This window comes from Pseudomonas sp. W2Aug9 (genome assembly GCF_023127755.1).
GTDB classification, from domain to species: Bacteria; Pseudomonadota; Gammaproteobacteria; order Pseudomonadales; family Pseudomonadaceae; genus Aquipseudomonas; species Aquipseudomonas synxantha_A.
The window spans coordinates 54,272-78,898 of the sequence record NZ_SPKL01000008.1 but is presented as its reverse complement, the minus strand read 5'-3'; the positions used below and the strand labels follow the sequence as shown (position 1 = coordinate 78,898).

At 59.6% G+C, this 24,627-nt stretch carries 23 protein-coding genes; 9 read left to right on the top strand and 14 right to left on the bottom strand.

Annotated features, from left to right (window positions below; all coding sequences use genetic code 11):
- Positions 1-91: 91 nt before the first annotated feature.
- From E3O56_RS04980 to E3O56_RS04970, 3 genes are all read right to left on the bottom strand, one after another.
- Positions 92-1,186 (bottom strand): polyamine ABC transporter substrate-binding protein, encoded by a 1,095-nt coding sequence (locus E3O56_RS04980; RefSeq protein WP_032803992.1) that lies wholly within the window; start codon positions 1,184-1,186, stop codon positions 92-94.
- Between the two features lie 149 nt (positions 1,187-1,335).
- Positions 1,336-2,700: an aspartate aminotransferase family protein gene (locus E3O56_RS04975; RefSeq protein WP_103734202.1), complete on the bottom strand. Its 1,365-nt coding sequence runs from the start codon at positions 2,698-2,700 to the stop codon at positions 1,336-1,338.
- 58 nt (positions 2,701-2,758) lie between these two features.
- The gene (locus E3O56_RS04970) at positions 2,759-4,117 is read right to left on the bottom strand and encodes a glutamine synthetase family protein (protein ID WP_003195249.1); all 1,359 of its coding nucleotides are present in this window, start codon (positions 4,115-4,117) and stop codon (positions 2,759-2,761) included.
- A gap of 597 nt (positions 4,118-4,714) precedes the next feature.
- On the opposite strand from E3O56_RS04970, the gene E3O56_RS04965 reads away from it, so the two are divergent.
- On the top strand, positions 4,715-6,091 hold the full coding sequence (locus tag E3O56_RS04965; protein WP_003213894.1) for a glutamine synthetase family protein: 1,377 nt from the start codon (positions 4,715-4,717) through the stop codon (positions 6,089-6,091).
- A gap of 230 nt (positions 6,092-6,321) precedes the next feature.
- Positions 6,322-6,951: a TetR/AcrR family transcriptional regulator gene (locus E3O56_RS04960; RefSeq protein WP_248127936.1), complete on the top strand. Its 630-nt coding sequence runs from the start codon at positions 6,322-6,324 to the stop codon at positions 6,949-6,951.
- Between the two features lie 124 nt (positions 6,952-7,075).
- Here the strand turns inward: E3O56_RS04960 and E3O56_RS04955 are convergent, their stop codons facing one another.
- The 8 genes from E3O56_RS04955 to E3O56_RS04920 all read right to left on the bottom strand — a co-directional run bounded on the left by E3O56_RS04955 (position 7,076) and on the right by E3O56_RS04920 (position 14,311).
- Positions 7,076-7,291, bottom strand: a complete 216-nt coding sequence (locus E3O56_RS04955) for a TOBE domain-containing protein (RefSeq protein ID WP_003176783.1) — start codon at positions 7,289-7,291, stop codon at positions 7,076-7,078.
- Between the two features lie 19 nt (positions 7,292-7,310).
- On the bottom strand, positions 7,311-8,117 hold the full coding sequence (ssuB, locus tag E3O56_RS04950; protein WP_005792359.1) for an aliphatic sulfonates ABC transporter ATP-binding protein: 807 nt from the start codon (positions 8,115-8,117) through the stop codon (positions 7,311-7,313).
- A complete protein-coding gene (gene ssuC / locus E3O56_RS04945) occupies positions 8,114-8,899 on the bottom strand; it encodes an aliphatic sulfonate ABC transporter permease SsuC (RefSeq protein WP_032878854.1) in 786 nt (261 codons plus the stop codon). The genes ssuB and ssuC overlap by 4 nt, the downstream gene beginning before the upstream one ends.
- A 9-nt stretch (positions 8,900-8,908) precedes the next feature.
- Positions 8,909-10,057: an FMNH2-dependent alkanesulfonate monooxygenase gene (ssuD, locus tag E3O56_RS04940; protein WP_248127935.1), complete on the bottom strand. Its 1,149-nt coding sequence runs from the start codon at positions 10,055-10,057 to the stop codon at positions 8,909-8,911.
- A 25-nt stretch (positions 10,058-10,082) separates the two neighbouring features.
- Complete coding sequence (locus E3O56_RS04935; protein ID WP_032878852.1) at positions 10,083-11,051, bottom strand: sulfonate ABC transporter substrate-binding protein; 969 nt, start codon at positions 11,049-11,051, stop codon at positions 10,083-10,085.
- A 96-nt stretch (positions 11,052-11,147) separates the two neighbouring features.
- Complete coding sequence (gene ssuE, locus E3O56_RS04930) at positions 11,148-11,741, bottom strand: NADPH-dependent FMN reductase (RefSeq protein ID WP_032878851.1); 594 nt, start codon at positions 11,739-11,741, stop codon at positions 11,148-11,150.
- A gap of 317 nt (positions 11,742-12,058) precedes the next feature.
- Complete coding sequence (locus E3O56_RS04925; protein ID WP_003195267.1) at positions 12,059-12,697, bottom strand: peroxiredoxin; 639 nt, start codon at positions 12,695-12,697, stop codon at positions 12,059-12,061.
- A gap of 273 nt (positions 12,698-12,970) precedes the next feature.
- The gene (locus E3O56_RS04920) at positions 12,971-14,311 is read right to left on the bottom strand and encodes an OprD family porin (protein WP_032878849.1); all 1,341 of its coding nucleotides are present in this window, start codon (positions 14,309-14,311) and stop codon (positions 12,971-12,973) included.
- A 370-nt stretch (positions 14,312-14,681) separates the two neighbouring features.
- Between E3O56_RS04920 and tauA the strand changes: the two genes are divergently transcribed.
- Complete coding sequence (gene tauA, locus E3O56_RS04915; RefSeq protein WP_248127934.1) at positions 14,682-15,668, top strand: taurine ABC transporter substrate-binding protein; 987 nt, start codon at positions 14,682-14,684, stop codon at positions 15,666-15,668.
- 113 nt (positions 15,669-15,781) lie between these two features.
- Here tauA and argA read toward each other — a convergent pair whose 3' ends face one another.
- Together argA and argE are read right to left on the bottom strand one after the other, a co-directional pair.
- Complete coding sequence (gene argA, locus E3O56_RS04910; RefSeq protein WP_005792368.1) at positions 15,782-17,080, bottom strand: amino-acid N-acetyltransferase; 1,299 nt, start codon at positions 17,078-17,080, stop codon at positions 15,782-15,784.
- A gap of 133 nt (positions 17,081-17,213) precedes the next feature.
- A complete protein-coding gene (gene argE, locus E3O56_RS04905) occupies positions 17,214-18,362 on the bottom strand; it encodes an acetylornithine deacetylase (RefSeq protein ID WP_103734196.1) in 1,149 nt (382 codons plus the stop codon).
- A gap of 158 nt (positions 18,363-18,520) precedes the next feature.
- Between argE and E3O56_RS04900 the strand changes: the two genes are divergently transcribed.
- Positions 18,521-19,888 carry a CYTH domain-containing protein gene (locus tag E3O56_RS04900; RefSeq protein WP_005792371.1) on the top strand — a complete coding sequence of 456 codons (1,368 nt, stop codon included), beginning with the start codon at positions 18,521-18,523 and terminating at the stop codon, positions 19,886-19,888.
- 71 nt (positions 19,889-19,959) lie between these two features.
- Here E3O56_RS04900 and E3O56_RS04895 read toward each other — a convergent pair whose 3' ends face one another.
- Complete coding sequence (locus E3O56_RS04895) at positions 19,960-20,430, bottom strand: Lrp/AsnC family transcriptional regulator (RefSeq protein ID WP_005792372.1); 471 nt, start codon at positions 20,428-20,430, stop codon at positions 19,960-19,962.
- Positions 20,431-20,557: 127 nt separating this feature from the next.
- Here E3O56_RS04895 and E3O56_RS04890 point away from each other — a divergent pair, with 127 nt between their 5' ends.
- From E3O56_RS04890 to E3O56_RS04870, 5 genes are all read left to right on the top strand, one after another.
- The gene (locus E3O56_RS04890; protein WP_032878844.1) at positions 20,558-20,896 is read left to right on the top strand and encodes a hypothetical protein; all 339 of its coding nucleotides are present in this window, start codon (positions 20,558-20,560) and stop codon (positions 20,894-20,896) included.
- An 82-nt stretch (positions 20,897-20,978) separates the two neighbouring features.
- A complete protein-coding gene (locus E3O56_RS04885) occupies positions 20,979-22,673 on the top strand; it encodes a GspE/PulE family protein (protein WP_248127933.1) in 1,695 nt (564 codons plus the stop codon).
- 76 nt (positions 22,674-22,749) lie between these two features.
- Positions 22,750-23,670, top strand: a complete 921-nt coding sequence (locus E3O56_RS04880; protein ID WP_003195285.1) for an SPFH domain-containing protein — start codon at positions 22,750-22,752, stop codon at positions 23,668-23,670.
- Between the two features lie 10 nt (positions 23,671-23,680).
- Entirely contained in the window at positions 23,681-24,127 is a 447-nt protein-coding gene (locus E3O56_RS04875) for an NfeD family protein (RefSeq protein ID WP_005792377.1), read from the top strand.
- Positions 24,128-24,195: 68 nt separating this feature from the next.
- A complete protein-coding gene (locus E3O56_RS04870; protein ID WP_003176799.1) occupies positions 24,196-24,510 on the top strand; it encodes a DUF2388 domain-containing protein in 315 nt (104 codons plus the stop codon).
- Positions 24,511-24,627: the final 117 nt, after the last annotated feature.

Here is a 24,627-nt window from a genome sequence, read left to right as displayed (position 1 = left end):
GCAACTTACCCTCGATAAACCGATCCGGCAAAACTTTCTTTGATCTAATTTGTGGGAGAGGGGCTTACCCCCCTCCCACAGCTGCCAGGGCTTACTTGCCCGACTTGATCTTGGTCCAGCTACGGGTCATTTCACGCTGGGTCGCGGCCGGCAAGTCGGCAATCGCGTAGAGCTTGGCCTGCACGTCCGCCGACGGGTAGATGCCCGGGTCGCTGGTGATGTCTTTGTCTACCAGTGCGGTGGCCTTCTCGTTACCGTTCGGGAAGCGCACGCTGTTGGTGATGCTCGCCATCACTTCCGGCTTGAGCAGGTAGTTCATGAAGGTGTAGGCGGCCTCGACGTTTTCGGCATCCTTGGGGATAGCGACCATGTCGAAGAAGCTGCCGGCGCCTTCTTTCGGAATGTCGTAGGCGACTTTGACTTTGCCACCGGCTTCAGCCGCCCGGGACTTGGCTTGCTGGATGTCACCCGAGTAACCCACGGCCACGCAGATGTTGCCGTTGGCGAGGTCGGAAATGTACTTGGACGAGTGGAAGTAACCGATCGAAGGACGGATCTTCAAGAACAGGTCTTCAGCCTGCTTGAGATCGGCTTTCTTCTGGCTGTCGGTCGGCAGGCCCAGGTAATGCAGCGCGATTGGCAGCATTTCGGTTGGCGAGTCGAGGAAGCTCACGCCGCAGCTTTTCAGCTTGGCGATGTTTTCCGGCTTCATCAGCACATCCCACGAATCGATCTTGTCCACGCCCAGCGCGGCCTTGACCTTCTCCGGGTTGTAGCCGATGCCGATCGAACCCCACATGTACGGGAACGCGTGCTTGTTGTCCGGGTCGCTGACCGACACGGCTTTGAGCAGGGATTTGTTCAGGTTGCTGTAGTTAGGCAGCTTGGACGTGTCCAACTCCTGGTACACGCCGGCCTTGATCTGCTTGGCCAGGAAGTTGTTCGACGGCACAACGATGTCGTAGCCGGACTTGCCTGCCAACAACTTGGCTTCCAGGGTCTCGTTGCTGTCGAACACGTCGTACACCACCTTGATGCCCGACTCTTTTTCAAAGTTGGCGATGGTGTCCGGTGCAATGTAGTCAGACCAGTTGTACACGTGCAGCACTTTATTGTCTGCCTGGGCCGCGCCCGCCATTGCGCCCATCAGGGACAAGGCGAGGAGGGTCTTGCCAGCGTTTTTCAAACCTAATGCCTTCATTGGGTGATGCTCCGATTTTTCTTTTTTGGGCCGCACATTGTTTATGTTTCGGGCCCAGCCAAAGGGCAACAAAACAGGACGACAGTCTGGCAAGTTCAGGGGCCCGCTTTCAACCGGCCCCCGCATTTATCTACTCAGCCCTGCAATGCCGCCAACGTCAGGTCCAGGCAATGACGGGCCTTGGTCACCAGCTCGTCGATTTCTGCCTGGCTGATCACCAGCGGCGGCGAAATGATCATGGTGTCGCCCACGGCGCGCATGATGAGGCCATTCTCGAAGCAGAAGGTTCGGCAGATCATGCCGGCGCCCTTGCCTTCATGACGCTTGCGCGTGGCCTTGTCCTGCACCAGCTCGATCGCACCGAGCATACCCACGCCGCGCACTTCGCCCACCAGCGGGTGGTCAGCCAGTTCCCTCAGACGTTTCTGCAAATACGGTGCCGTTTCGTCGTGTACACGGCTGACGATTTTTTCATCGCGCAGGATACGGATGTTTTCCAGGGCCACGGCCGCTGCGACCGGGTGGCCGGAGTAGGTAAAACCGTGGTTGAAATCGCCCCCTTCGTTGAGCACCGCCACCACTTCGTCGCGCACGATCAGGCCGCCCATGGGCACGTAGCCTGAGGTCAGGCCCTTGGCGATGGTCATCATGTGTGGCTTGAGGTCGTAGAAATCGCTACCGAACCACTCACCGGTACGGCCAAAACCGCAGATCACTTCGTCGGCGACAAAAAGGATGTCGTACTTGGCGAGAATTTCCTTGATGCGCGGCCAGTAGGTGGCGGGTGGCACGATCACGCCACCGGCTCCCTGGATCGGCTCGGCGATAAAGGCGCCGACGTTGTCCACGCCCAACTCCAGAATCTTCTCTTCCAGCTGGTTGGCGGCCCAGATCCCGAATTCTTCAGGGCTCATGTCGCCGCCTTCGCCAAACCAGTAGGGTTGAGCGATGTGGGTGATGCCCGGGATAGGCAGGTCGCCCTGCTCATGCATATAAGTCATGCCACCCAGGCTGGCGCCGGCCACGGTGGAACCGTGGTAGCCGTTCTTGCGGGCAATGATGGTTTTCTTGTTCGGCTGGCCCTTGATCGCCCAGTAGTGGCGGACCATGCGCAACATGGTGTCGTTGCCTTCGGAGCCGGAGCCGGTGAAGAACACATGGTTCATGCCGGCGGGCGCGACTTCGGAAATGACTTTGGCCAGTTCAAGCACCGGCGGGTGAGCGGTCTGGAAGAACAGGTTGTAGTACGGCAGCTCTTTCATCTGTTTGGCGGCGGCGTCAGCCAGTTCGTCGCGACCATAGCCGATCGCCACGCACCACAGGCCGGCCATGCCGTCGAGGATCTTGTTGCCTTCGCTGTCCCACAGGTAAACGCCGTGGGCTTTGGTGATGATCCTTGGGCCTTTCTCTTTCAATTGCTTGAAATCGCTGAACGGCGCCAGGTGGTGATCATTGCTCAAGGCTTGCCATTCACGGGTTTGCGGGTTGTTGCTGGACATACCAATCTCCTAGACTTTTCAGTGAAGGGCGCGCCGTTTGAAGGGCGCGCCCGGCGCATCAGACGGCGAAGAGCAGGAATTCCCGCTCCCACGAACTGATCACGCGCTTGAAGTTTTCATGCTCGGCCCGCTTGACCGCGACGTAGCCTGTGATGAACTTTTGCCCCAGGTATTTCTCGATGGTCTTGCTGTTTTCCATACGCTCAAGGGCATCTTCGATGGTCAACGGCAGACGCAGATTGCGGCGCTCGTAACCACGGCCGACTACTGGCGCGCTCGGGTTGTGGCCTTCGACCATGCCGATGTAGCCGCACAGCAGGCTGGCGGCAATCGCCAGGTAGGGGTTGGCATCGGCGCCCGGCAGGCGGTTCTCCACGCGGCGGTTCTGTGGGCCGGCATCTGGAACGCGCAGGCCGACGGTGCGGTTCTCTTCGCCCCACTCCACGTTCACCGGCGCCGAGGTGTCGGGCAGGAAGCGGCGGAACGAGTTCACGTTCGGGGCGAACAGCGGCAGCAATTCAGGGATGAACTTCTGCAGGCCACCAATGTGGTTGAGAAACAGCTGGCTCATGGTCCCGTCTTCATTGGAGAAGACGTTCTTGCCGGTGGCGATGTCGATGATGCTCTGGTGCAGGTGCATCGCGCTGCCGGGCTCGCCGGTCATCGGCTTGGCCATAAAGGTGGCAGCCACGTCGTGCTTGAGCGCGGCTTCACGCATGGTGCGCTTGAACACCAGGATCTGGTCGGCCAGGGACAGGGCATCGCCGTGACGGAAGTTGATTTCCATCTGCGCGGTGCCGTCTTCGTGGATCAGGGTGTCGAGGTCCAGCTCCTGCAGTTCGCACCAGTCGTAGACGTCTTCGAACAGCGGGTCGAATTCGTTGGCCGCTTCTATAGAGAAAGACTGGCGGCCAGTCTCCGGGCGCCCGGAACGGCCAATCGGCGGTTGCAGCGGAAAGTCCGGGTCTTCGCAACGCTTGGTCAGGTAGAACTCCATCTCCGGCGCCACGATGGGCTGCCAGCCGCGGTCGGAGTAGAGTTTGAGGACTTTCTTGAGCACGTTGCGCGGCGACAGCTCGATCGGGTTGCCTTGCTTGTCGTAGGTGTCGTGGATCACCTGAGCAGTGGGCTCGATGGCCCAGGGCACCAGGAATACCGCGTTCTGGTCGGGGCGGCAGATCATGTCGATGTCGGCCGGGTCGAGCAATTCGTAATAGATGTCGTCTTCGACATAGTCGCCGGTCACGGTCTGCAACAGAACGCTTTCGGGCAGGCGCATGCCTTTTTCGGCGATGAACTTGTTGGTCGGCGAGATCTTGCCCCGGGTAATACCGGTGAGGTCGCCAATCATGCATTCGACTTCTGTGATCTTGTGGTCTTTCAACCAATCGGTGAGCTGGTCGAGGTTGTTACTCATAAATGCCTCTGGGCTGGGTTTCCTGGCATCCGTTAAAAGCCAGGCGTTGGTTGACGCAGCATCCGCGTCGTTTGTTCATTCAGGGTAGGAGCTTACCTGCCATTTGCCCAAGGGTTGCATTCCTCACGCCAAAGTTGTGCAGAATCATGATCGGCACGGCGAATATGGGCGGGTGGGTGGCGCAGGCGTTGGTAAAGAGGAGGTCGGACGGGCCGTCAAGAATATTGGCCGGTGCGTGAGCATTCACGCGGGACGAACGGACTGCGCACAATGTGTGGCGCAAGCACGCAGAGACGCCGAATGGCGGCAGGTGAAACATGAAGCACCCCGGTATTATTGCTGTTATGGGTTTGAATCGAGCTTAGCCTTGTTCATTTTTTTACACAACACCCCCGTAAAAAATACAACACGGCCCGCTCAAGCCTGCAGGTCCAAAGACCTTTAAACCCAAAAAACCGCCCCAAAAAGCCCCAAAAAAGGCTTCATGGCGCTTTTTTAGGGCAAAAAATGCCTCGCTTGACTTCGGCAAGCCGTTCGGGTTGACTGAAACCAGAAAAGATCAATGATTGATATTTTTAACAACAAAGGTGTTGCATCATGTCGGTACCCCCGCGTGCCGTTCAGCTTAACGAAGCGAACGCGTTCCTTAAGGATCATCCTGAGGTTCTGTACGTAGACCTTCTAATTGCGGATATGAATGGTGTGGTGCGCGGCAAGCGCATCGAACGCACCAGCCTCCACAAGGTTTACGAGAAGGGCATTAACCTGCCTGCCTCTTTATTTGCCCTGGATATCAATGGCTCGACGGTGGAAAGCACCGGCCTGGGCCTGGACATCGGTGATGCTGACCGAATCTGTTATCCAATCCCCGACACCCTGTGCAATGAACCCTGGCAAAAGCGCCCTACCGCGCAATTGCTGATGACCATGCACGAACTTGAAGGTGAACCTTTCTTCGCCGACCCGCGCGAAGTGCTCCGCCAAGTTGTAAGCAAGTTTGACGACCTCGGTCTGACCATCTGCGCCGCCTTCGAGCTTGAGTTCTACCTGATCGACCAGGAGAACGTGAACGGCCGCCCACAACCGCCCCGCTCGCCGATCTCCGGCAAACGCCCGCACTCGACACAGGTCTACCTGATCGACGACCTCGACGAATACGTCGACTGCCTCCAGGACATTCTGGAAGGTGCCAAGGAGCAAGGCATTCCGGCCGATGCCATCGTCAAGGAAAGTGCCCCGGCGCAGTTCGAAGTGAACCTGCACCACGTGGCCGACCCGATCAAGGCCTGCGACTACGCAGTACTGCTCAAGCGCCTGATCAAGAACATCGCCTACGACCATGAGATGGACACCACCTTCATGGCCAAGCCTTACCCAGGGCAGGCAGGCAACGGGTTGCACGTACACATCTCCATTCTGGACAAGGACGGCAAGAACATCTTTGCCAGCGAGGATCCCGAGCAGAACGCCGCATTGCGTCACGCGATCGGCGGTGTGCTGGAGACCCTGCCCGCCCAAATGGCGTTCCTGTGCCCCAACGTCAACTCCTACCGTCGTTTCGGCGCACAGTTCTATGTGCCGAACTCGCCGTGCTGGGGCCTGGACAACCGCACCGTAGCGATTCGCGTACCCACCGGCTCTTCCGATGCCGTGCGTATCGAACACCGCGTGGCCGGTGCCGATGCCAACCCTTATCTGCTGATGGCTTCGGTCCTGGCGGGTGTACACCACGGTCTGACCAACAAGATCGAACCGGGCGCTCCGGTGGAAGGCAACAGCTACGAGCAGAACGAGCAAAGCCTGCCGAACAACCTGCGCGATGCCCTGCGCGAGTTGGACGACAGCGAGGTGATGGCCAAGTACATCGATCCTAAATACATCGATATCTTTGTTGCGTGTAAGGAAAGTGAGCTGGAAGAGTTTGAACACTCCATCTCCGACCTTGAGTACAACTGGTACCTGCATACCGTGTAAGCGGTTGCAGCTGTGAAAAAACGCTACAGGCCTTTGGGCTGTGGCGTTTTTTTATGGGTTTATCCTGGGAGACCGAGTCGACCTCATCGGGGGCAAGCCCCCTCCCACACTGACCGAGTTCCACACTTGGAATGGGGTCAACTGTGGGAGGGGGCTTGCTCCCGATGGCGGTCTGGAAGACAACACACCTCCCTGCTCATACAATGCCCGCTGCCTTGTAGGAGACATCCATGACCACCCGCCCCGCCGCCCCTCGCAAACCCCGCGCCCGCAGCCAGGCCCGGATCGACGCGATCCTTGAAGCCGCCCGCACCTTGCTGGCCACCGAAGGCGTGGCGAGTTTGTCGATCTACAGCGTGGCCGACCGGGCGCAGATTCCACCGTCGTCGGTGTATCACTTCTTCGCCAGCGTGCCGGCGTTGCTGGAGGCGTTGACTTCTGACGTACACGCCGCTTTCCGCGCCGCCATCCAGGCGCCTATCGAGCATGAGTCACTCAGGCATTGGCGCGACCTGTCCTGCATCGTTGAACAACGCATGCTCACCGTTTATGACCAGGACGCCGCTGCACGCCAGTTGATCCTGGCCCAACACGGGCTGACCGAAGTCACCCAGGCCGATCGTCAGCATGACCTGGAGTTGGGGGACTTGATGCTGGAGGTGTTCAACCGCCACTTCGAAGTGCCGAGCTTGCCCAAGGATGTGGATGTATTTGCCCTGGCGCTGGAGTTGAGCGACCGCGTGTATGCGCGCTCAGTGCATCAGCATGGGCTGATCACGCCGCGTATGGCGCAAGAAGGGATGCGCGTGTTTGATGCCTATGTGGGGCTTTATTTGCCGGCGTATCTGCCCAAGCGGTGAGCCTTGTGTTGGCTGGGCCGGCCCTATCGGGGGCAAGCCCCCTCCCACATTTTGACCTTATTGTTCCTGAATAAACGCGGTCTAGTGTGGGAGGGGGCTTGCCCCCGATAGCGATCTCAAGCAATCACAATTTGGCAATCGACACCTCAGTCGATTTCACAAAGGCAATCACTTCACTGCCGATCACCAGCTCCAGCTCTTTCACCGAGCGCGTGGTAATCACCGAAGTAACGATACCCGACGCCGTCTGCACATCGATTTCCGACAGTACGTCACCGACCACGATTTCCTTGATGGTGCCTTTGAACTGGTTACGCACGTTGATGGCTTTAATAGTCATGATGTTTTTCCTGTGTGGGTTATTGAGCCCAACGCAATTGCGTCGGCAGCGGTGAAACAGGTTCGGGTTCCGGCGGTGAACCGGGCAGCGACAGCACGCGGTTGAGCACCTCGGCCTCTAACGCGGCCAGGCGGTGTGAACCACGGGCCCGTGGGCGTGGCAGGTCGACGGCGAGGTCGAGACCGATTTCGCCGTCTTCGATCAGAATCACCCGGTCGGCAATCGCCACGGCTTCGCTGACATCGTGGGTCACCAGCAACACAGTGAAACCGTGCTTGCGCCAGAGGTTCTCGATCAGTTGCTGCATCTCGATGCGGGTCAGGGCGTCCAGTGCGCCCAGCGGCTCATCGAGCAGCAACAGCCGCGGCTGGTGAATCAGCGCACGGGCCAACGCCACACGCTGCTTCTGGCCACCGGACAAGGCCGCCGGCCATTCATTGGCGCGCTCGGCCAGACCCACCGCTTCCAGGGCCTCCAGCGCCCTGGGGCGCCAGTTGCCCGTAAGGCCGAGGCCGACGTTGTCGATGATCTTTTTCCACGGCAGCAAACGCGCTTCCTGGAACATCAATCGTGTGTCTTCAATCGCCTCGTGCAGCGGCGCGGAGCCGGCCAGCAGCTCGCCGCCACTGGCCTTGTCCAGCCCCGCCAGCAGGCGCAACAAGGTACTCTTGCCGCAGCCACTGCGACCTACCACGGCCACGAATTGACCGGCCGGAATATGCAGGTCAATGTCCTTGAGCACTTCGCGAGTGCCGAAGGATTTGCGCAACTTGCGCACCGCCAGGGGAATGCCCTTGAGCAGGCGCGGGGGTTGTTGAGCTGTCATGCCGCACCTCCTTTGACTTGATACGCCGGGTGCCAGCGCAGCCATACCCGTTCCAGGCCACGCGCCGCCAGGTCGGCGAGTTTGCCGAGGATCGCGTACATCACGATGGCCAGCACCACCACGTCGGTTTGCAGGAACTCACGGGCATTCATCGCCAGGTAACCGATGCCGGAACTGGCCGAGATGGTTTCCGCCACGATCAGCGTCAGCCACATAAAGCCCAGGGCAAAGCGCACGCCCACCAGGATCGACGGCAGCGCGCCAGGCAGGATGACTTGCCAGAACAGGCTGAACCCCGACAGGCCATAGCTGCGCGACATTTCCACCAGCGCCGGGTCGACGTTGCGGATACCGTGATAGGTGTTCAGGTAGATCGGGAACAACGTGCCGAGTGCCACCAGGAAAATCTTCGCGGTCTCGTCAATGCCGAACCACAGGATCACCAGTGGAATCAGCGCCAGGTGCGGCACGTTACGAATCATCTGCACAGAGCTGTCCAGCAAGCGCTCGCCCCACTTCGACAACCCGGTGATAAAGCCCAGGGCCAAACCAATGCTGCCGCCGATCACAAAGCCCAGGCCGGCACGCCAGCCACTGATGGCCAGGTGTGTCCAGATTTCGCCGCTGACCACCAGGTTGACTCCGGCTTCGATCACCGCACTCGGCGCCGGCAGGATGCGCGTCGACAACCACCCCGCCGACACCGACAACTGCCACACCGCCAGCAACAAGATCGGCAGCACCCAGGGCGCCACGCGATGGCTGAATTTTTCAAAGTCCATAACGGCGCCTCAACTCTGTGACGCAGCTTTGGGAAGGATGTCGTTGGCGACCATCTCGCCAAACGGGCTGACGTAATCGGCGCTTTTCGGCAACTCGGGACGTTCGATATCCAGATGCGGAAACAACAGTTCGGCGACCCGATACGACTCTTCCAGGTGTGGATAACCGGAGAAGATAAAGGTGTCGATACCCAGGTCCGCGTATTCCTTGACCCGCGCCGCAACCGTCGGGCCATCGCCGACCAGCGCCGTGCCTGCTCCGCCACGCACCAGGCCGACGCCGGCCCACAGGTTGGGGCTGACTTCCAGGTTGTCACGGCTGCCGCCATGCAAAGCGGCCATGCGTTGCTGACCGACCGAATCGAAACGCGCCAGCGACGCCTGGGCGCGGGCAATGGTGTCGTCGTCCAGATGGGAGATGAGTTTGTCGGCGGCTTTCCAGGCCTCTTCGTTGGTCTCGCGCACAATCACATGCAGGCGAATGCCGAAGCGCAGGGTACGCCCGAGTTTCTCGGCCTTGGCGCGAACCTGGGCGATTTTTTCCGCGACAGCAGCCGGCGGCTCGCCCCAGGTCAGGACCATTTCCACCTGCTCGGCTGCCAGGTCCTGGGCCGCTTCGGAGGAACCGCCGAAGTACAGCGGCGGGCGCGGTTGCTGGACCGGTGGGTAGAGCAGCTTGGCGCCTTTGACGCTGATGTGCTCGCCGTCGTAGTCCACGGTTTCGCCTTCGAGCACGCGGCGCCAGATGCGCGTGAACTCCACCGATGCCTGATAGCGTTCTTCGTGGCTGAGGAACAAGCCATCGCCAGCCAACTCTTCCGGGTCACCGCCAGTCACCAGGTTGAATAACGCACGACCACCGGACAACCGGTCCAGGGTGGCGGCCTGGCGTGCGGCGACCGTCGGGGAAATGATCCCGGGGCGCAGAGCAACCAGGAATTTCAAACGCTGGGTCACTGGAATCAGCGAGGCAGCCACCAGCCACGAGTCTTCGCAGGAGCGACCGGTAGGGATCAACACCCCGCCGAAACCCAGGCGGTCAGCGGCCTGGGCCACTTGTTGCAAATAACCGTGATCGACGGCGCGGGCGCCTTCGGCGGTGCCAAGGTAATGGCCGTCGCCGTGGGTAGGCAGGAACCAGAAAATATTGAGGCTCATGGAGTTGTCTCCTGAAGGAATCGGATTACGGCGCTTTAGCAACCGCGGCGGGTGGCGTCCAGATCACGTCCTTGATGCTCAAGGGCTTGGGGATCAGTTTGAGCTGGTAGAAGCTGTCGGCGATTTTCTGCTGGGCCGCGACCACTTCCGGGGTCAGGAACAGCGCACCGTAGCCCTGGCGTTTCACCGAGGTCAGGGTGATGTCGGCGGGCAGGCCCAGCAGCGGTGCGACTTGTTCGGTGACTTCCTGCGGGTTGGCCTTGGACCACTCGCCCACCGCGCGCACTTCTTCCACCAGCGCCCTGATCACTTCAGGGTGTTGCTCGGCGTAGGGTTTGGTGGCCAGGTAGAACTGATGGTTGTCGGCAATGCCGGTGCCGTCACGCAGGGTACGGGCTTGCAGTTGTTTCTCGGCGGCGGCCTGGTACGGGTCCCAGATCACCCAGGCATCCACACTGCCGCGCTCGAAGGCGGCACGGGCATCGGCAGGTGGCAGGAATACGGTTTTCACGTCGGTGTAGTTGAGGCCGGCATCTTCCAGGGCTCGCACCAGCAGGTAATGCACGTTGGAGCCTTTGTTGAGCACAACCTTTTTGCCTTTGAGCTCGGCGACCGATTTGATCGGTGAGTCTTTGGGCACCAGGATCGCTTCACTGGTAGGCGCAGGCGGTTCGTAGGCGACGTAAAGCAAGTCGGCGCCGGCCGCCTGAGCAAACACCGGTGGCGTTTCACCGGTGACGCCGAAGTCGATGGAGCCGACATTCAGGCCCTCAAGCAACTGCGGGCCGCCGGGAAACTCGGTCCACTGCACCTGCACACCTTGGGCGGCCAGGCGTTTTTCCAGGGTGCCCTTGGCCTTGAGCAGCACCAGGGTGCCGTACTTCTGATAACCGATCCGCAGGGTCTCGGCGGCTTGGGCTTGAACAATGGCGCCGAAGGACACAGCCGCAGCAAACAGTGCGACCAGACCACGACGCAAGATGACAGTGCGCATGGCGCTCTCTCCACAGTTGCGATTAGGGTTTTGGCTGCACCTGCTTGGCCGTTGGCGGCTGAGTAAGGTGAGTGTTTCTCGATTTTCGGGTAAGGGTCAGATGCTCCAGCGAGCACTCAACAAGCGTTCATTCAACACATCGGGGTCCAGCGGCTTGGGGCGTCGGGCCATGGCGCTGTAGAGCTGCTCCAGGGCTTCGTGCAAGCGTCGTTCAAGTACCGGCACCAGTTGCGCCTGGACGCTGCCTTCGCCATAGGCGATCTGGCTGTCTTCGGCGAAAATGCCGTGGAGCAATTCCTGGGCCTTGAGAGCCGACAGCACCGGCTTCAGGGCGTAGTCCACCGCCAGCATGTGGGCGATGCTGCCGCCGGTAGCCATCGGCAATACCACCTTATGGGCCAAGGCACGTTCGGGCAGCAGGTCCAGCACGGTTTTCAGCGCGCCGGAAAACGACGCCTTGTACACCGGTGTGGCGATCACCAGGCCGTCGGCATTGGCCACCTGTTGCAACAGGTCGATGACCTTGGGGCTGTCGAACCGTGCGTGCAGCAAGTCTTCAGCCGGGAAGTCGCGTATCTGGTAACTCACCACTTCCACGCCCTGCTGTTGCAGCCATTGACGGGTTTTATCCAGCAACACCCCGGAGCGCGAACGCTGGCTGGGACTGCCTCCAAGTGTTACGACCAGCATGCAGGAGATTCCTTGAGCAAGTGTCGGCGGTTCGCTGTGCGGCGATGGCGCCAAGATGGGATAGACCTTATCAGCAGATTTATATATCTATAAATCTTATTTATTCATTTGTTTATTCCATAAATACATAAGCCGTTTATCAATCGCCAGGCGAAAAAAAAGGCCGTGAAAACGGCCTGAAAACCCCTGCATGCTTACTTTGAAAATGCACTTAACATGTGGGAGGGGGCTTGCTCCCGATAGCGGTGGGTCAGGTAAGTATTTGGTAACTGACAGACCGCCATCGGGAGCAAGCCCCCTCCCACATGGGATCTGTGTCAGCGGTTGGGTTGTGGGGTAAGCCGCAGGTACGGCTTCACCGCGCGGTAGCCCTTTGGAAAGCGCTTCTTGATCTCTTCCTCGTCCTTGAGCGACGGCACGATCACCACCTCATCCCCATCCTGCCAGTTGGCGGGCGTGGCGACCTTGTGGTTGTCGGTCAGTTGCAGCGAGTCGATCACCCGCAGGATTTCATGGAAGTTGCGCCCGGTGCTGGCTGGGTAGGTGATGGTCAGACGGATCTTCTTGTTCGGGTCGATCACGAACAAAGAGCGCACGGTGAGGGTGTCACTGGCGTTGGGGTGGATCAGGTCGTAGAGGTCCGAGACCTTGCGGTCGGCGTCGGCCAGGATCGGGAAGTTGACCACGGTGTTCTGGGTCTCATTGATGTCTTCGATCCACTTGTGATGCGAGTCCACCGGGTCTACCGACAGGGCGATGGCCTTGACGCCACGTTTTGCGAATTCGTCCTTGAGCTTGGCGGTGAAGCCCAGCTCGGTGGTGCACACCGGGGTGAAGTCTGCCGGGTGGGAAAACAACACACCCCAGCTGTCGCCCAGCCATTCGTGGAAGCGAATCTTGCCGGCGCTGGAATCCTGTTCGAAGTCGGGGGCGATGTCGCCCAGTCTTAGGCTCATGGTGTGGCTCCTGATGAGTGCTTATGGAGCCCACTGTGCATGGATTTGAAATTATTTAAAAAGAATAAATATCGATTTATCTAGACGATAAAGGAATATTAAAAATGTGTTCATTGGACTTGGGCACAGGCGAAGATCAACATTGTTTTCAAGGTTCGAGAAGGCCTTGAGTCGCTGTAGTAAAGAGGGTTTCAGGAGGGGCTTGCGGGGGTTGAGCCCGACTTGAAAGCAGTACACCTTGCCCGGCATTGCGCCGGGCAAGGCTTTACAGTCTTACAACAGCGGGATCGAGTAGCTGACGATCAGGCGGTTTTCGTCCTGGTTACGTGCGTTGGCGATGTCGCTGCGCCACATAGCGTTTTTCCACGCCACGCCGACGTTTTTCAGCGGACCTTCCGGTACGACGTAGGCAACAGTGATGTCACGTTCCCACTCGGACTGGCCGGTGAACTCGGCACGGTTGCTGGCAACGGTGTCGATATGATCACCCTTCAGGTAAACCACACCAGCGGTCAGGCCAGGTACGCCCACCTTGGCGAAGTCGTAGGAGTAGCGAGCTTGCCAGGTGCGCTCGCCGGCACGGGCGAACTTCTGGATCTGCATGTCGGTAGTGATGTAGGCCGACGAGCCGTCACCCTGGTTCAGCCAAGGGAAGTCGCTGCTGCCGTTGCTGACCTGGTAACCGCCACCGAAGGTGTGGCCGGCAACCGAGTACAGGAACAGGCCGCTGTACAGGTTGTTGTCGACCTTGCCACGACCGGAGTTGACGCCACCGTAGTTGCCTGTGGAGAAGTAGGCAGACTGGTTGCCGTTGTTACCGTCGTCGGAGCTGTTGAAGTAACGCAGGTCAGACTTCAGCACGCCAGGGCCGATAGCCCAGTTGTGGGTCAGGCCCAGGAAGTGTTGCTTGTAGAAATCTTCCAGGTTGCCGTAGTAGTACTGGGCGGTCAGGTCCTTGGTGATCTTGTAGTCACCACCGGCGTAGTAGAACTTGTTGCTCGAACGCCAGTTCACGCCACGGCTGTTGGCGCCGGAGATGGACAGGCTTTCGTTGTTGCTGGAGTTACGGCCCTTGGCTTTTTCGATCTGGCCGGCAACCAGGGTCAGGTCCTTGATGTCGCTGGAGGTGATCTGGCCACCCTGGAAGGTCTGCGGCAGCATACGACCATCGTTGGTCACGATGACCGGCAGCTTGGGTTGCAAGGTACCCAGCTTCAGTTCGGTCTGGGAGATCTTCGCTTTGGCGGTCAGGCCCAGGCTGGAGTAGTTATCAACGGCTTCGCCATTGGACTTGCTCGGGAAGATGGTGCCGCCATACGAGCTGGCGGTCGCGCCGTTGGTGCCGCCGCCGGAATCCAGGCGAACACCCAGCAGGCCGATAGCGTCAAGACCGAAGCCGACGGTGCCTTGGGTGTAACCGGAGATGAAACGCAGATCGAAGCCTTGGCCCCACTCTTCGTTCTTGTTCGCACCAGCACCTTCACGGTTGTCGGTGTTGATGTAGAAGTTACGCAGGCCCAGTGTGGCCTTGCTGTCTTCGATGAAACCGGCGGCGCCTGCTTGCTGGGCGATTGCGCCCAAAGCTACAGCCACAGCCAAGGTGGACTTCTTCATGTACCGCTCCTCTCGTTTCTAATTTTTGTATTTCTTTGGCCCCGGGTCTGACGCCCTGGATCCACAGATGCGCGATTAGCGCCAGATAGTGACTAGCAAGTCAATCGTAACCTTGTGTGTCTACTACCTTCGTCTAATCGCAGTTGATTTGGTCCCTGCAGGGTAATGAGTTTTTCATACACCCAAAAAGAATTGTTTCATTCTTTTTCATACGATTCGGGAATAAGCGGATGCGTGAAGCGGGTGGGTCGAGTGACACGAACCGCTCCATAAGCTAATTCCTAAAGGGTATTTACCAGTGCTTTTTTAGATCGATTAGTGTGACCGTACGGTTGCATACGTCACTCACGATCAAAAAGGCGACGCCATCATGGCCAAACGCACATCCTCCCGTCAATTTGTTACAGTTTTTGTATCGGTATTACTTTCTTTTGGTGTCAGCGCGGCCGATTTGACGGTCGGCTACCAGACCGGCATCGATCCCAGCAAAGTCCCCCAGGCTGACGGCCTCTACGAAAAAACCATTGGTGAGAAAATCGCCTGGCGCCGGTTCAACAGTGGCCCGGAGGTGGTCACGGCCATTGCCTCGGGTGATGTACAAATCGGCAACCTCGGTTCCAGCCCCCTCGCCGCAGCCGCTTCGCGCAATCTACCCATCGTCGCGTTTATCGTATCGGCACAGATCAACGCTTCTGAAGCCCTGGTAGTGCGTAATGGCAGTGGCATCGACAAACCCGAAGACCTGATCGGCAAAACCATCGCCACACCCTTCGTCTCAACCTCCCATTACAGCCTGCTCGGCGCCCTGAAGCATTGGGGGCTGGACACTAAACAAGTCAAAGTGGTGAACCTGCAACCGGCCGAAATCGCCGCCGCCTGGAAGCGCGGCGATATCGACGGCGCATTCGTGTGGTCACCGGCCCTGGGCGAAATCCGCAAGACCGGCAAAACCCTGACCGATGCGGCGCAGGTGGGCCAATGGGGCGCACCGACGTTTGAAGTGTGGGTAGCACGCAAGGATTTCGCCGAAAAACATCCTGAGGTAGTGGCCAGGTTTGCCAAGGTCACCCTCGATTCATTCGCCGACTATGCCGCGCATAAAGACAGTTGGACGGTGGATTCGGAACCGGTGCAGAAGATCGCCAAATTGACAGGCTCCAATGCCGACGATATTCCAGAGTTGCTGGCGGGCACGACGTTTCCCGATGCGCAGGCACAACAGACCGAAGCGCTGCTCAAGGGCGGTACGGCGAAGGCGATTGGGGAGACGGCGAAGTTCTTGAAAGAGCAAGCCAAGGTGGAGACGGTGTTGCCGGACTATTCGGCCTATGTGACCGACAAATTCATCACACAATAAATACAGTCTTCGGTGGGAGCTGGCTTGCCTGCGATGCCAGCAACTCGGTCGTTCAGATAAACCGAGGCGCTGCTATCGCAGGCAAGCCAGCTCCCACACAGAGCCGTACTCTTTTACAGGGCCTTTTCAAAGATCTTGGAGTTGCGCTGATAGTTGTACAGCGACGCACGCGCCGACGGCAGGCGGTCCACGCTGCTCGGCACAAAACCGCGCTCACGGAACCAGTGGGCCGTGCGCGTGGTGAGCACGAACAAGGTCTTCAACCCCTGAGCACGTGCACGGGTCTGGATGCGTTCGAGCAACACATCGCCGCGTGCGCCGTGGCGGTACTCCGGGTTCACCGCCAGGCACGCCAGCTCGCCCGCATCCGAATCCGCAATCTGATACAGCGCTGCGCACGCGATGATCATGCCTTCGCGCTCGACCACGCTGAACTGTTCGATTTCCCGCTCCAGCACTTCCCGCGAACGACGCACCAGAATGCCCTGCTCTTCCAGCGGGCTGATCAGGTCCAGCAAACCGCCGACGTCTTCAATCGCCGCTTCGCGCACCAGTTCGAATTGCTCCTGGGCCACCAGCGTACCGCCGCCGTCGCGGGTAAACAGCTCGGTGAGCAAGGCGCCGTCTTCGGCGTAGCTGACGATATGGCTGCGCCCTACTCCACCCCGACAGGCTTCGGCAGCGGCATCGAGCAGCTCGGCCTGATAGTTGCTGCCCAGGCGTTGCAGGTGCGCAGGCACTTGCTGCGGGCGCAATTCACGTACCAGACGGCCGTTCTCATCGATCAGGCCGGGATCGGCGCCGAACAGCAGCAATTTGTCGGCACCCAGGTCGATGGCGGCGCGGGTGGCGACGTCTTCGCAGGCCAGGTTGAAGATTTCCCCGGTAGGCGAGTAGCCCAACGGCGACAGCAGCACGATAGAGCGCTCGTCCAGCAGGCGGTTGATGCCTTTGCGGTCGACCCGGCGGACTTCGCCGGTGTGGTGATAGTCAACGCCCTCAAGCACGCCAATCGGGCGCGCCGTCACCAGGTTGCCGCTGGCCACGCGCAGGCGCGAGCCCTGCATGGGCGACGAGGCCATGTCCATGGACAGGCGCGCTTCGATGGCGATACGCAGATGGCCGACAGCGTCGATCACGCACTCCAGCGTCGCCGCATCGGTGATGCGCAAGCCTTCGTGGTAAGCCGGGGTCAGGCCGCGTGCTTCAAGGCGGGTTTCAATCTGCGGACGCGAACCGTGCACCAGCACCAGCCGCACGCCCAGGCTGTGGAGCAGCACCAGGTCGTGGACGATATTGCCGAAGTTGGGATGTTCCACACCGTCGCCAGGCAGCATGACCACAAAGGTGCAGTCGCGGTGGGCATTGATATAGGGCGAAGCGTGACGAAGCCAATTAACGTATTCGGGCATAACACCTGGGCCTGTAATAAAAAGCAGCCGAAAAAGGATGAGTCGCAAAAACGCACAGCGGGCTGATGGTTATCGTCGGAACAGGCTTGGCGACACGCTCGCTCTCCTTATGTACGAATGGGCAAAGGTTAATTTATGCAGGTTTCAGGCAGTAATGTTCGATCAATTCCCGCAATAGACGCACTGTAGGCGTCAAGCGTGACATTTCGAGGTACTCGCCCGGCTGGTGGGCGCAGGCGATGTCGCCGGGGCCAAGCACCAGGGTTTCACAACCAAGGCGCTGAAGATAAGGCGCTTCGGTGCCGAACGCTACTGCTTCAGCACGATGACCGGTCAAACGTTCCGCCACCCGCACCAACTCGGTGTCTTCGGGCTGCTCGAAAGGCGGCACTTCGGGGAATAGCGGCGCGTAGTCGATCTTGACCTTATGACGCTCGGCCAAGGGTTCGAGCTTCTGCCGGATCGCCGCACGCAGCACCTCGGGGTCCATGCCTGGCAAAGGTCGCAGGTCGAACTCCAGGGAGCACTGGCCGCAGATGCGATTAGGGTTGTCGCCGCCGTGGATACAGCCGAAATTCATGGTCGGCTGCGGCACGCTGAATTGCGCATTGCGATACTCACGCTGCCAGGCCAGGCGCAGGCCGCGCAGTTCGCCGATGGCATCGTGCATGGCTTCGAGGGCGCTGTGGCCCAGGCTTGGGTCCGACGAGTGGCCGCTGCGGCCAAGGATGTCGATACGTTCCATCATCACGCCTTTATGCAGGCGAATCGGCTTGAGCCCAGTTGGCTCGCCAATCACCGCCGCCCGTCCCAACGGCCTCCCCGCCTCGGCCAGGGCACGCGCGCCGGACATGGAGCTTTCCTCGTCACAGGTGGCGAGGATCAGCAGCGGCTGCTTGAACGGCTGGTCCAGCAACGGCAACACCGCTTCAATGGCCAGGGCAAAAAATCCTTTCATGTCGCAACTGCCCAGCCCCACCCAACGGCCATCGACTTCCGTCAGCTTGAGCGGATCGGTCTTCCACAGCGCCTCATCATAAGGAACCGTATCGCTATGGCCCGCCAACACCAAGCCACCGGGGCCGCTGCCGAAACTGGCGAGCAGGTTGAACTTGCCAGGGCTGACTTGCTGGATGTCGATAGCGAAACCCAAGTCGCCCAGCCACGCGGCGAGCAGATCGATCACCGGGCGGTTGGTCTGGTCGAGAGACGCTTGGGTGCAACTCACCGACGGCGCGGCGATCAAGGCGGCGAACTGCTCTTTCATGGACGGTAACGGCATGCGCGGTCTCCCAACTTCCCGGATGAACCTCACTATAGAGGCATCTGCCCAACACAATAAACCGTTGCGGCACGTTGCCGGGCTCAGTCCTGTACACTGCACGACCTTGGCAGCCACACTTTTCCCCGGCTGCGCTCCCGATCCTGGATTTTCCGGCCATGCAGAAAGAAACCGAAATCAAGCTCCGCGTCAGCCGCGAAACACTCGCCGCGCTACGTGAGCACCCGCTACTGAAAAAACGCAACAAAAGTGGCTGGGAACGCCGTGAGTTGATGAATCAATACTTCGACACCCCCGAGCGCGACCTGGCGCAGGCCAAGGTCGCCCTGCGCCTGCGCAAGGACGGTGACGACATCATTCAGACCCTCAAGACCCGCGGCCAAAGCGTCGCCGGCTTGTCGGAACGCAACGAGTACAACTGGGACCTGCCCAAAGCCAAGCTCGATGTGAAGAAACTCGACGGCGAGTGCTGGCCCGAGCAACTGGCCGAGTTGGACAAAAAGACCCTCAAGCCGATCTTCACCACCGACTTCGTGCGTGAACGCGCCGAAATCGCTTGGGGCCGTGGCAAGGCCAAGGTGGTGATCGAAGCCGCCCTGGACCTGGGCCATGTGGTGGTCGGCAAGCAGAAGGAAGAAATCTGCGAGTTGGAACTGGAATTGCGCGAAGGCGAACCCGCCGCCCTGCTGGAGCTGGCCGCCGAACTGGCTGCGACCCTGGCGCTGATGCCCTGTGACATCAGCAAAGCCGAGCGCGGCTACCGCCTGTATGACGCGAGCAGCTACTCATTGAGCCTGCCGGCACCGCAGATCCACGCCGAAATGCCTTTGGATGATGCTTTCGCCGCAATCATGTGGCACCTGTTGGGCAGCAGCCAGCGCCTGGCCGAGCAATACCGTTTCAACGGCCACTGGCGCTTGCTGCAGGACTGGGTCGAGAACCTGGGTGAGTTGCGCGCGCTGATCGGCAGCCTCGGCCAGGCCGCGCCGCGCCAATCCACCAGCGAACTGCGCAGCGCCCTGGATGCACTGCTGGAAGACTGGCGCCCGCTGGTCCAGGCCGGTGACGACGATGAAGACATTCGCAAAGCCGCGCCGGAGCAGTTCATCGAAGAATTGCAAGATGTACGCTGGGGCCTGTTCTCACTGAATACCTCGCGCTGGCTGCTGGCCCGCACCTGGACCGCCGAGCGTAACGTGCGCGGCAACCGCCAGGGCGCTGCGCAAATCACCAACTGGCTGCCACGCCTGCTGGCCGACGACGCCGTCGCCCTGCAACTGCCGCGCTACCAGCAACAGCCCGAAGACCTCGCCGAGCAACTGCCGCGCATCGAACGCATCCAGGCCTGGCTGCACCATGCGCGCCATGTGGTAGACATTGCGGAACTGGACCGTTTGTACGGCGAGCTGAACAAGCTGGCGCAGTTGGCTAACCAGCCGATCACCGATGAATCGCTGGATGCGCGTATGCACCAGGCGATTGCGGTGTATCAGAACCGGGCCTGGAAGACCCTCCTGCGCCTGTAAAATCGCCATCGGGAGCAAGCCCCCTCCCACATTGTGTGGGAGGGGGCTTGCTCCCGATGAGGCCCGCCCTGTCAGCGCAATACTGGCAGGCTGGTAGTGGACTTGATCTCCGACAACGCCACGATGGAGTTGACCTCCTGGATCCCCGGCACCATCGATAACTTCTCGAAGAAAAACCGCTCATACGCCTCGATGTCCGAGGTGACGATGCGCAGCAGAAAATCCACCGACCCCATCAGCACATAACACTCCAACACCTCCGCAAATCCGCGAATCGCTTCGGTGAACTCAGTGAAGTTGGAGCGGCCGTGAGCGTTGAGTTTGATCTCGGCGAAAATCTGCGTGTTGAGCCCGATTTTCTTGCGGTCCAAGAGGGTGACCTGGCCCCGGATCACGCCCTCTTCCTTGAGCCGCTGAATGCGTCGCCAGCACGGAGACTGCGACAGGCCGACCTGTTCGGCGATCTGTGCGCTGGAGAGCGAGGCGTCCTCTTGCAGCAGGGCCAGAATGCGGCGATCGTAGACGTCCAACTCGCTGTGCATAGAAATACCTTTAGAGGTGTATTTTTTGAATTGATTGATTCGATAATGCGCCAATAAGGCTCATCTTAGATAAGAAATCTCCCTAGGCGAATGTGAAAATTCCTCCAGTCGATTTTGGAGAGTCAGTATGCACGCCGTCGAAACCGCCCACCCTGTCACCCGCGTCGATGCGTGGGCCGTCAACAGCGCCCACTGTCAGGCGCACTATCGGATCGTCGCCGAGGCTGAGCCCGACGTGCTGTGCCGGGTGCTGAACTACTTTGCGCTGCAGTTCCTGACGCCAGCCCACGTCAATATGAGCCGGGACGCCGACCTGCTGAATATCGATATCGTGATCGACGGCCTTAGCTGGCACCGTGCCCAAGTCATCGGTGAAAAGATTCGAAACCTGATCAGTGTCTGCGACCTGGAGTTGTGGCCGGCTGATGCCGAGCGGCCTCAGGCACTGGCGGCGACGGCACGGTAAAAACCTGCAATACACCTGGGAACGAGGATTTCCAGCGACTGACTAGTCTGGGATTACACCGCAAACCACCCAGGAAACCTGCATGACCGCTGCCTCCCTCGACCACCCCTTGGAACTGCACCAATTATTGCCGGCGTTGATCGAGCAGGGGCTGATTACCGCACAGGCGGCGCATAGCATTCAGGCAGCATCTTGCACTCAACACCCCCTGGAATGCATCGCAGCCCAAGGCCCTTGTCTTGAGACCCTGACCCAATGGCTGGCACAACATGCAGGTCAGCCTTACCTGCGCATCGACCCGTTGAAGATCGACGTGGCGAGCGTGGTGCCGTTGATGTCCCATGCCTTCGCCCAGCGCCACGGCATTCTTGCGGTCGCCGTGGATGCCCAAAGCGTCACGATCGCCAGCGCCCAACCGTACATCAGCGGCTGGGAAGCCGGGCTCGCTCAAGTGCTCAAACGCACCATCAAGCGCGTGGTGGCCAACCCCCGCGATATCCAGCGCTGCCTCCACGAGTTTTACCGCTTGGCCAAGTCAGTCAGCGGCGCCGATCAGAAAATGGCGGTACCCGGCAACGTCGAACTGCTCAGCCTCGGCGCCAGCGACAAGGAGCCCGATGCCAATGACGCGCATATCGTCAATATCGTCGACTGGCTGTTGCAATACGCCTTTGCCCAACGGGCCAGCGATATTCATATCGAACCCTGTCGCGATCAGGGTCGGGTGCGTTTTCGCATCGACGGGCTGTTGCATGACGTCTATCAATTTCCGCCTCAGGTCACCACCGCAGTGGTCAGCCGCTTGAAAAGTCTTGGGCGAATGAATGTGGCCGAGAAACGCAAACCCCAGGATGGTCGCGTCAAGACCAGGAACCCGGCAGGCGCCGAAGTGGAATTGCGCCTTTCGACCCTGCCGACGGCGTTTGGCGAAAAGCTGGTGATGCGGATTTTTGACCCTCAGGTGCTGCTCAAGGACTTCGACCAGTTGGGCTTGTCGAGCGCCGATCAGCAGCGCTGGCACGCCATGACTCGGCAAGCCAATGGCATCATCCTGGTCACAGGCCCGACCGGCTCGGGCAAGACCAGCACCCTCTACACCACCCTCAAGCAACTGGCGACCCGAGAGGTCAACCTGTGCACGGTAGAAGACCCGATTGAAATGGTCGAGCCGGCGTTCAATCAAATGCAGGTCCAACACAATATCGACCTCACCTTTGCCAGCGGCGTCCGCGCCCTGCTGCGCCAGGATCCGGACATCATCATGATCGGTGAAATCCGTGACCGGGAAACCGCCGAGATGGCCATACAGGCCGCACTGACCGGGCACCTGGTGTTCTCGACCCTGCATACCAACGATGCGCCCAGCGCCATCAGCCGACTGCAGGAGCTTGGCATTGCTCATTATTTGATCAAGGCCACACTCATAGGCGTCATGGCGCAGCGTCTGGTGAGGGTTTTGTGCCCCCACTGCAAGCGTGTGACGGATGTAGAGAACATAGGCTGCTACGAGGCCGTCGGTTGTGTGGAATGCCGTGACAGCGGTTATCGAGGCCGAGCCGGGCTGTATGAAATCATGCCGTTGGACCCAGCGCTCAAGGCGCTGGTGACTCCCGGTACGGACATACAGGCGCTACGCCGTGAGGCGCTCGCGCAGGGCATGAACAGCTTGCGCATGGCCGGCATCGATAAAGTGAACGCCGGCGTGACCACGATGACGGAAATATTACGGGTCACGCCTGGGGATTCAGAAACAAATCCTTTATTTGTTGGGCCGTGAAACCGTCCTTATCGGTGACCAGACCGCTACAATCGGCCCAACGTCGTTCACTGACATCTTCAGATAAGGAATCGCTATGCAGATCGGAACCGTACTGCTTCTTTTTGTGGGCTTGGCCATCGCCATCCTGTTCATGGGTTTCAAAGTGGTGCCCCAGGGCTACCAATGGACCGTCGAACGTTTCGGCCGCTACACCAACACCCTCAAGCCCGGCCTGAACATCATCATCCCGGTCATGGACCGCATCGGTCGCAAGATCAACGTGATGGAAAGCGTGCTGGACATTCCGCCCCAGGAAGTCATCACTGCCGACAACGCCACCGTGCAGATCGATGCCGTGTGCTTCTTCCAGGTGGTCAACACCGCCCAGGCGGCCTACGAGGTCAACAACCTCGAACACGCAATCCGCAATCTGCTGCAAACCAATATCCGTACCGTCCTGGGCTCCATGGAGCTTGATGCCATGCTCAGCCAGCGTGATGGCATCAACGAGAAGCTGCTGCGCACCGTGGACGAAGCCACTGCGCCGTGGGGCATCAAGATCACCCGTATCGAGATCAAAGACATCAGCCCACCCGCCGACCTGATGGCCGCCATGTCCGGCCAGATGAAAGCCGAGCGAATCAAGCGTGCACAGATCCTCGAAGCCGAGGGCCTGCGTGCGTCGGCGATCCTGACGGCCGAAGGCAAGAAGCAGGCGCAGATCCTCGAAGCCGAAGGTAGCCGCCAGGCCGCGTTCCTGGAGTCCGAAGCACGTGAGCGTCAGGCCGAAGCCGAAGCTCGAGCGACACAAGTGGTGTCCGAAGCCATCGCGTCGGGCAATGTGCAGGCGGTCAACTACTTCGTCGCGCAAAAATACATCGATGCCTTGGGCAAGCTGGCGTCGGCCAACAACAGCAAGGTCATCCTGATGCCGCTGGAAGCCAGCCAGGTGATTGGCGCCGTGGGCGGCATCGGCGAAATCGTCAAGGCGACTTTCGGCAACCAGAAAGGCTGAGGCCAACACCATGTGGGACTTTTTGCTGCATTTGTCGTTCTGGGACTGGTTGGCGCTGGGCACCGTGCTGTTGATTCTTGAGGTGTTCGGCGCCGGCGGTTACCTGCTGTGGATGGGTATCGCCGCGGCCGCAGTGGGGGTGATCAAGTTCCTGGTCCCGCCACTCGGGCTGGAGTGGCAACTGCTGCTGTTCGCCATGCTGTCGATCCTGACGGCCGTGTATTGGTGGAAGCGCCAACGCAGCAGCGCCAAGGTCAGCGATCAACCGGGGTTGAACGAGCGCGGCTCCGAATTGATCGGGCGCACCTTCATGGTGCATCAGGCGATTGTGGATGGCCGGGGCAAGATTAAAGTCGGCGATGGCGTGTGGATGGTCACCGGTGCCGATGCCCCAGCAGGCGCTCAAGTACGCGTGGTTGGCCAGGATGGGGTGATTTTAGAGGTTGAAACTGTTTAGTCAGTGATGGAACTGGATCGGCTTAACTACAATCAAAACGTACAGATAACCCACCGGAGTCACCCATCATGCGTCTTAAATATGCTGTCGCAACCCTCGCTGTGCTTTCCCTACCTGTCGGCTCAGCCATGGCCGATAGCTTTTGGCGTAATGTCATCTCGTCGGGCGCCACCACTGGCTCGACTTACCTGACATTCAAGGACCACAAGCTGGTAGTCGCCGCCCAGGACGACGCGGGCAGCTTCGTCGCCAGCGACGGCGGCATCCGCGGCCCGTACCTGGAAGCGGCCATGCAGAAGGTCCGCGCCGATAACCCTGGCCTTCAGGCCACGGACATGGAACTGGCTAACGCCATCCTGGCGAAGAATGCTGTAACCGAGTAACAGCCGCACCGATAAAAAATGCCGCTTTTTCAAGCGGCATTTTTTTGCCTGCCCTATGACGAATCGTTCAGAAGCGACAGGCTATATTCAGTCTTGCCGTGCAACCATGCGTTACTG

What these genes read in the sequence shown, in the direction of transcription:
- E3O56_RS04975 (WP_103734202.1), bottom strand. Translation starts at nt 2,700, where the DNA reads ATGTCCAGCAACAACCCGCAAACCCGTGAATGGCAAGCCTTGAGCAAT.
- E3O56_RS04970 (WP_003195249.1), bottom strand. Translation starts at nt 4,117, where the DNA reads ATGAGTAACAACCTCGACCAGCTCACCGATTGGTTGAAAGACCACAAG.
- E3O56_RS04965 (WP_003213894.1), top strand. Translation starts at nt 4,715, where the DNA reads ATGTCGGTACCCCCGCGTGCCGTTCAGCTTAACGAAGCGAACGCGTTC.
- E3O56_RS04960 (WP_248127936.1), top strand. Translation starts at nt 6,322, where the DNA reads ATGACCACCCGCCCCGCCGCCCCTCGCAAACCCCGCGCCCGCAGCCAG.
- E3O56_RS04955 (WP_003176783.1), bottom strand. Translation starts at nt 7,291, where the DNA reads ATGACTATTAAAGCCATCAACGTGCGTAACCAGTTCAAAGGCACCATC.
- ssuB (WP_005792359.1), bottom strand. Translation starts at nt 8,117, where the DNA reads ATGACAGCTCAACAACCCCCGCGCCTGCTCAAGGGCATTCCCCTGGCG.
- ssuC (WP_032878854.1), bottom strand. Translation starts at nt 8,899, where the DNA reads ATGGACTTTGAAAAATTCAGCCATCGCGTGGCGCCCTGGGTGCTGCCG.
- ssuD (WP_248127935.1), bottom strand. Translation starts at nt 10,057, where the DNA reads ATGAGCCTCAATATTTTCTGGTTCCTGCCTACCCACGGCGACGGCCAT.
- E3O56_RS04935 (WP_032878852.1), bottom strand. Translation starts at nt 11,051, where the DNA reads ATGCGCACTGTCATCTTGCGTCGTGGTCTGGTCGCACTGTTTGCTGCG.
- ssuE (WP_032878851.1), bottom strand. Translation starts at nt 11,741, where the DNA reads ATGCTGGTCGTAACACTTGGAGGCAGTCCCAGCCAGCGTTCGCGCTCC.
- E3O56_RS04925 (WP_003195267.1), bottom strand. Translation starts at nt 12,697, where the DNA reads ATGAGCCTAAGACTGGGCGACATCGCCCCCGACTTCGAACAGGATTCC.
- E3O56_RS04920 (WP_032878849.1), bottom strand. Translation starts at nt 14,311, where the DNA reads ATGAAGAAGTCCACCTTGGCTGTGGCTGTAGCTTTGGGCGCAATCGCC.
- tauA (WP_248127934.1), top strand. Translation starts at nt 14,682, where the DNA reads ATGGCCAAACGCACATCCTCCCGTCAATTTGTTACAGTTTTTGTATCG.
- argA (WP_005792368.1), bottom strand. Translation starts at nt 17,080, where the DNA reads ATGCCCGAATACGTTAATTGGCTTCGTCACGCTTCGCCCTATATCAAT.
- argE (WP_103734196.1), bottom strand. Translation starts at nt 18,362, where the DNA reads ATGCCGTTACCGTCCATGAAAGAGCAGTTCGCCGCCTTGATCGCCGCG.
- E3O56_RS04900 (WP_005792371.1), top strand. Translation starts at nt 18,521, where the DNA reads ATGCAGAAAGAAACCGAAATCAAGCTCCGCGTCAGCCGCGAAACACTC.
- E3O56_RS04895 (WP_005792372.1), bottom strand. Translation starts at nt 20,430, where the DNA reads ATGCACAGCGAGTTGGACGTCTACGATCGCCGCATTCTGGCCCTGCTG.
- E3O56_RS04890 (WP_032878844.1), top strand. Translation starts at nt 20,558, where the DNA reads ATGCACGCCGTCGAAACCGCCCACCCTGTCACCCGCGTCGATGCGTGG.
- E3O56_RS04885 (WP_248127933.1), top strand. Translation starts at nt 20,979, where the DNA reads ATGACCGCTGCCTCCCTCGACCACCCCTTGGAACTGCACCAATTATTG.
- E3O56_RS04880 (WP_003195285.1), top strand. Translation starts at nt 22,750, where the DNA reads ATGCAGATCGGAACCGTACTGCTTCTTTTTGTGGGCTTGGCCATCGCC.
- E3O56_RS04875 (WP_005792377.1), top strand. Translation starts at nt 23,681, where the DNA reads ATGTGGGACTTTTTGCTGCATTTGTCGTTCTGGGACTGGTTGGCGCTG.
- E3O56_RS04870 (WP_003176799.1), top strand. Translation starts at nt 24,196, where the DNA reads ATGCGTCTTAAATATGCTGTCGCAACCCTCGCTGTGCTTTCCCTACCT.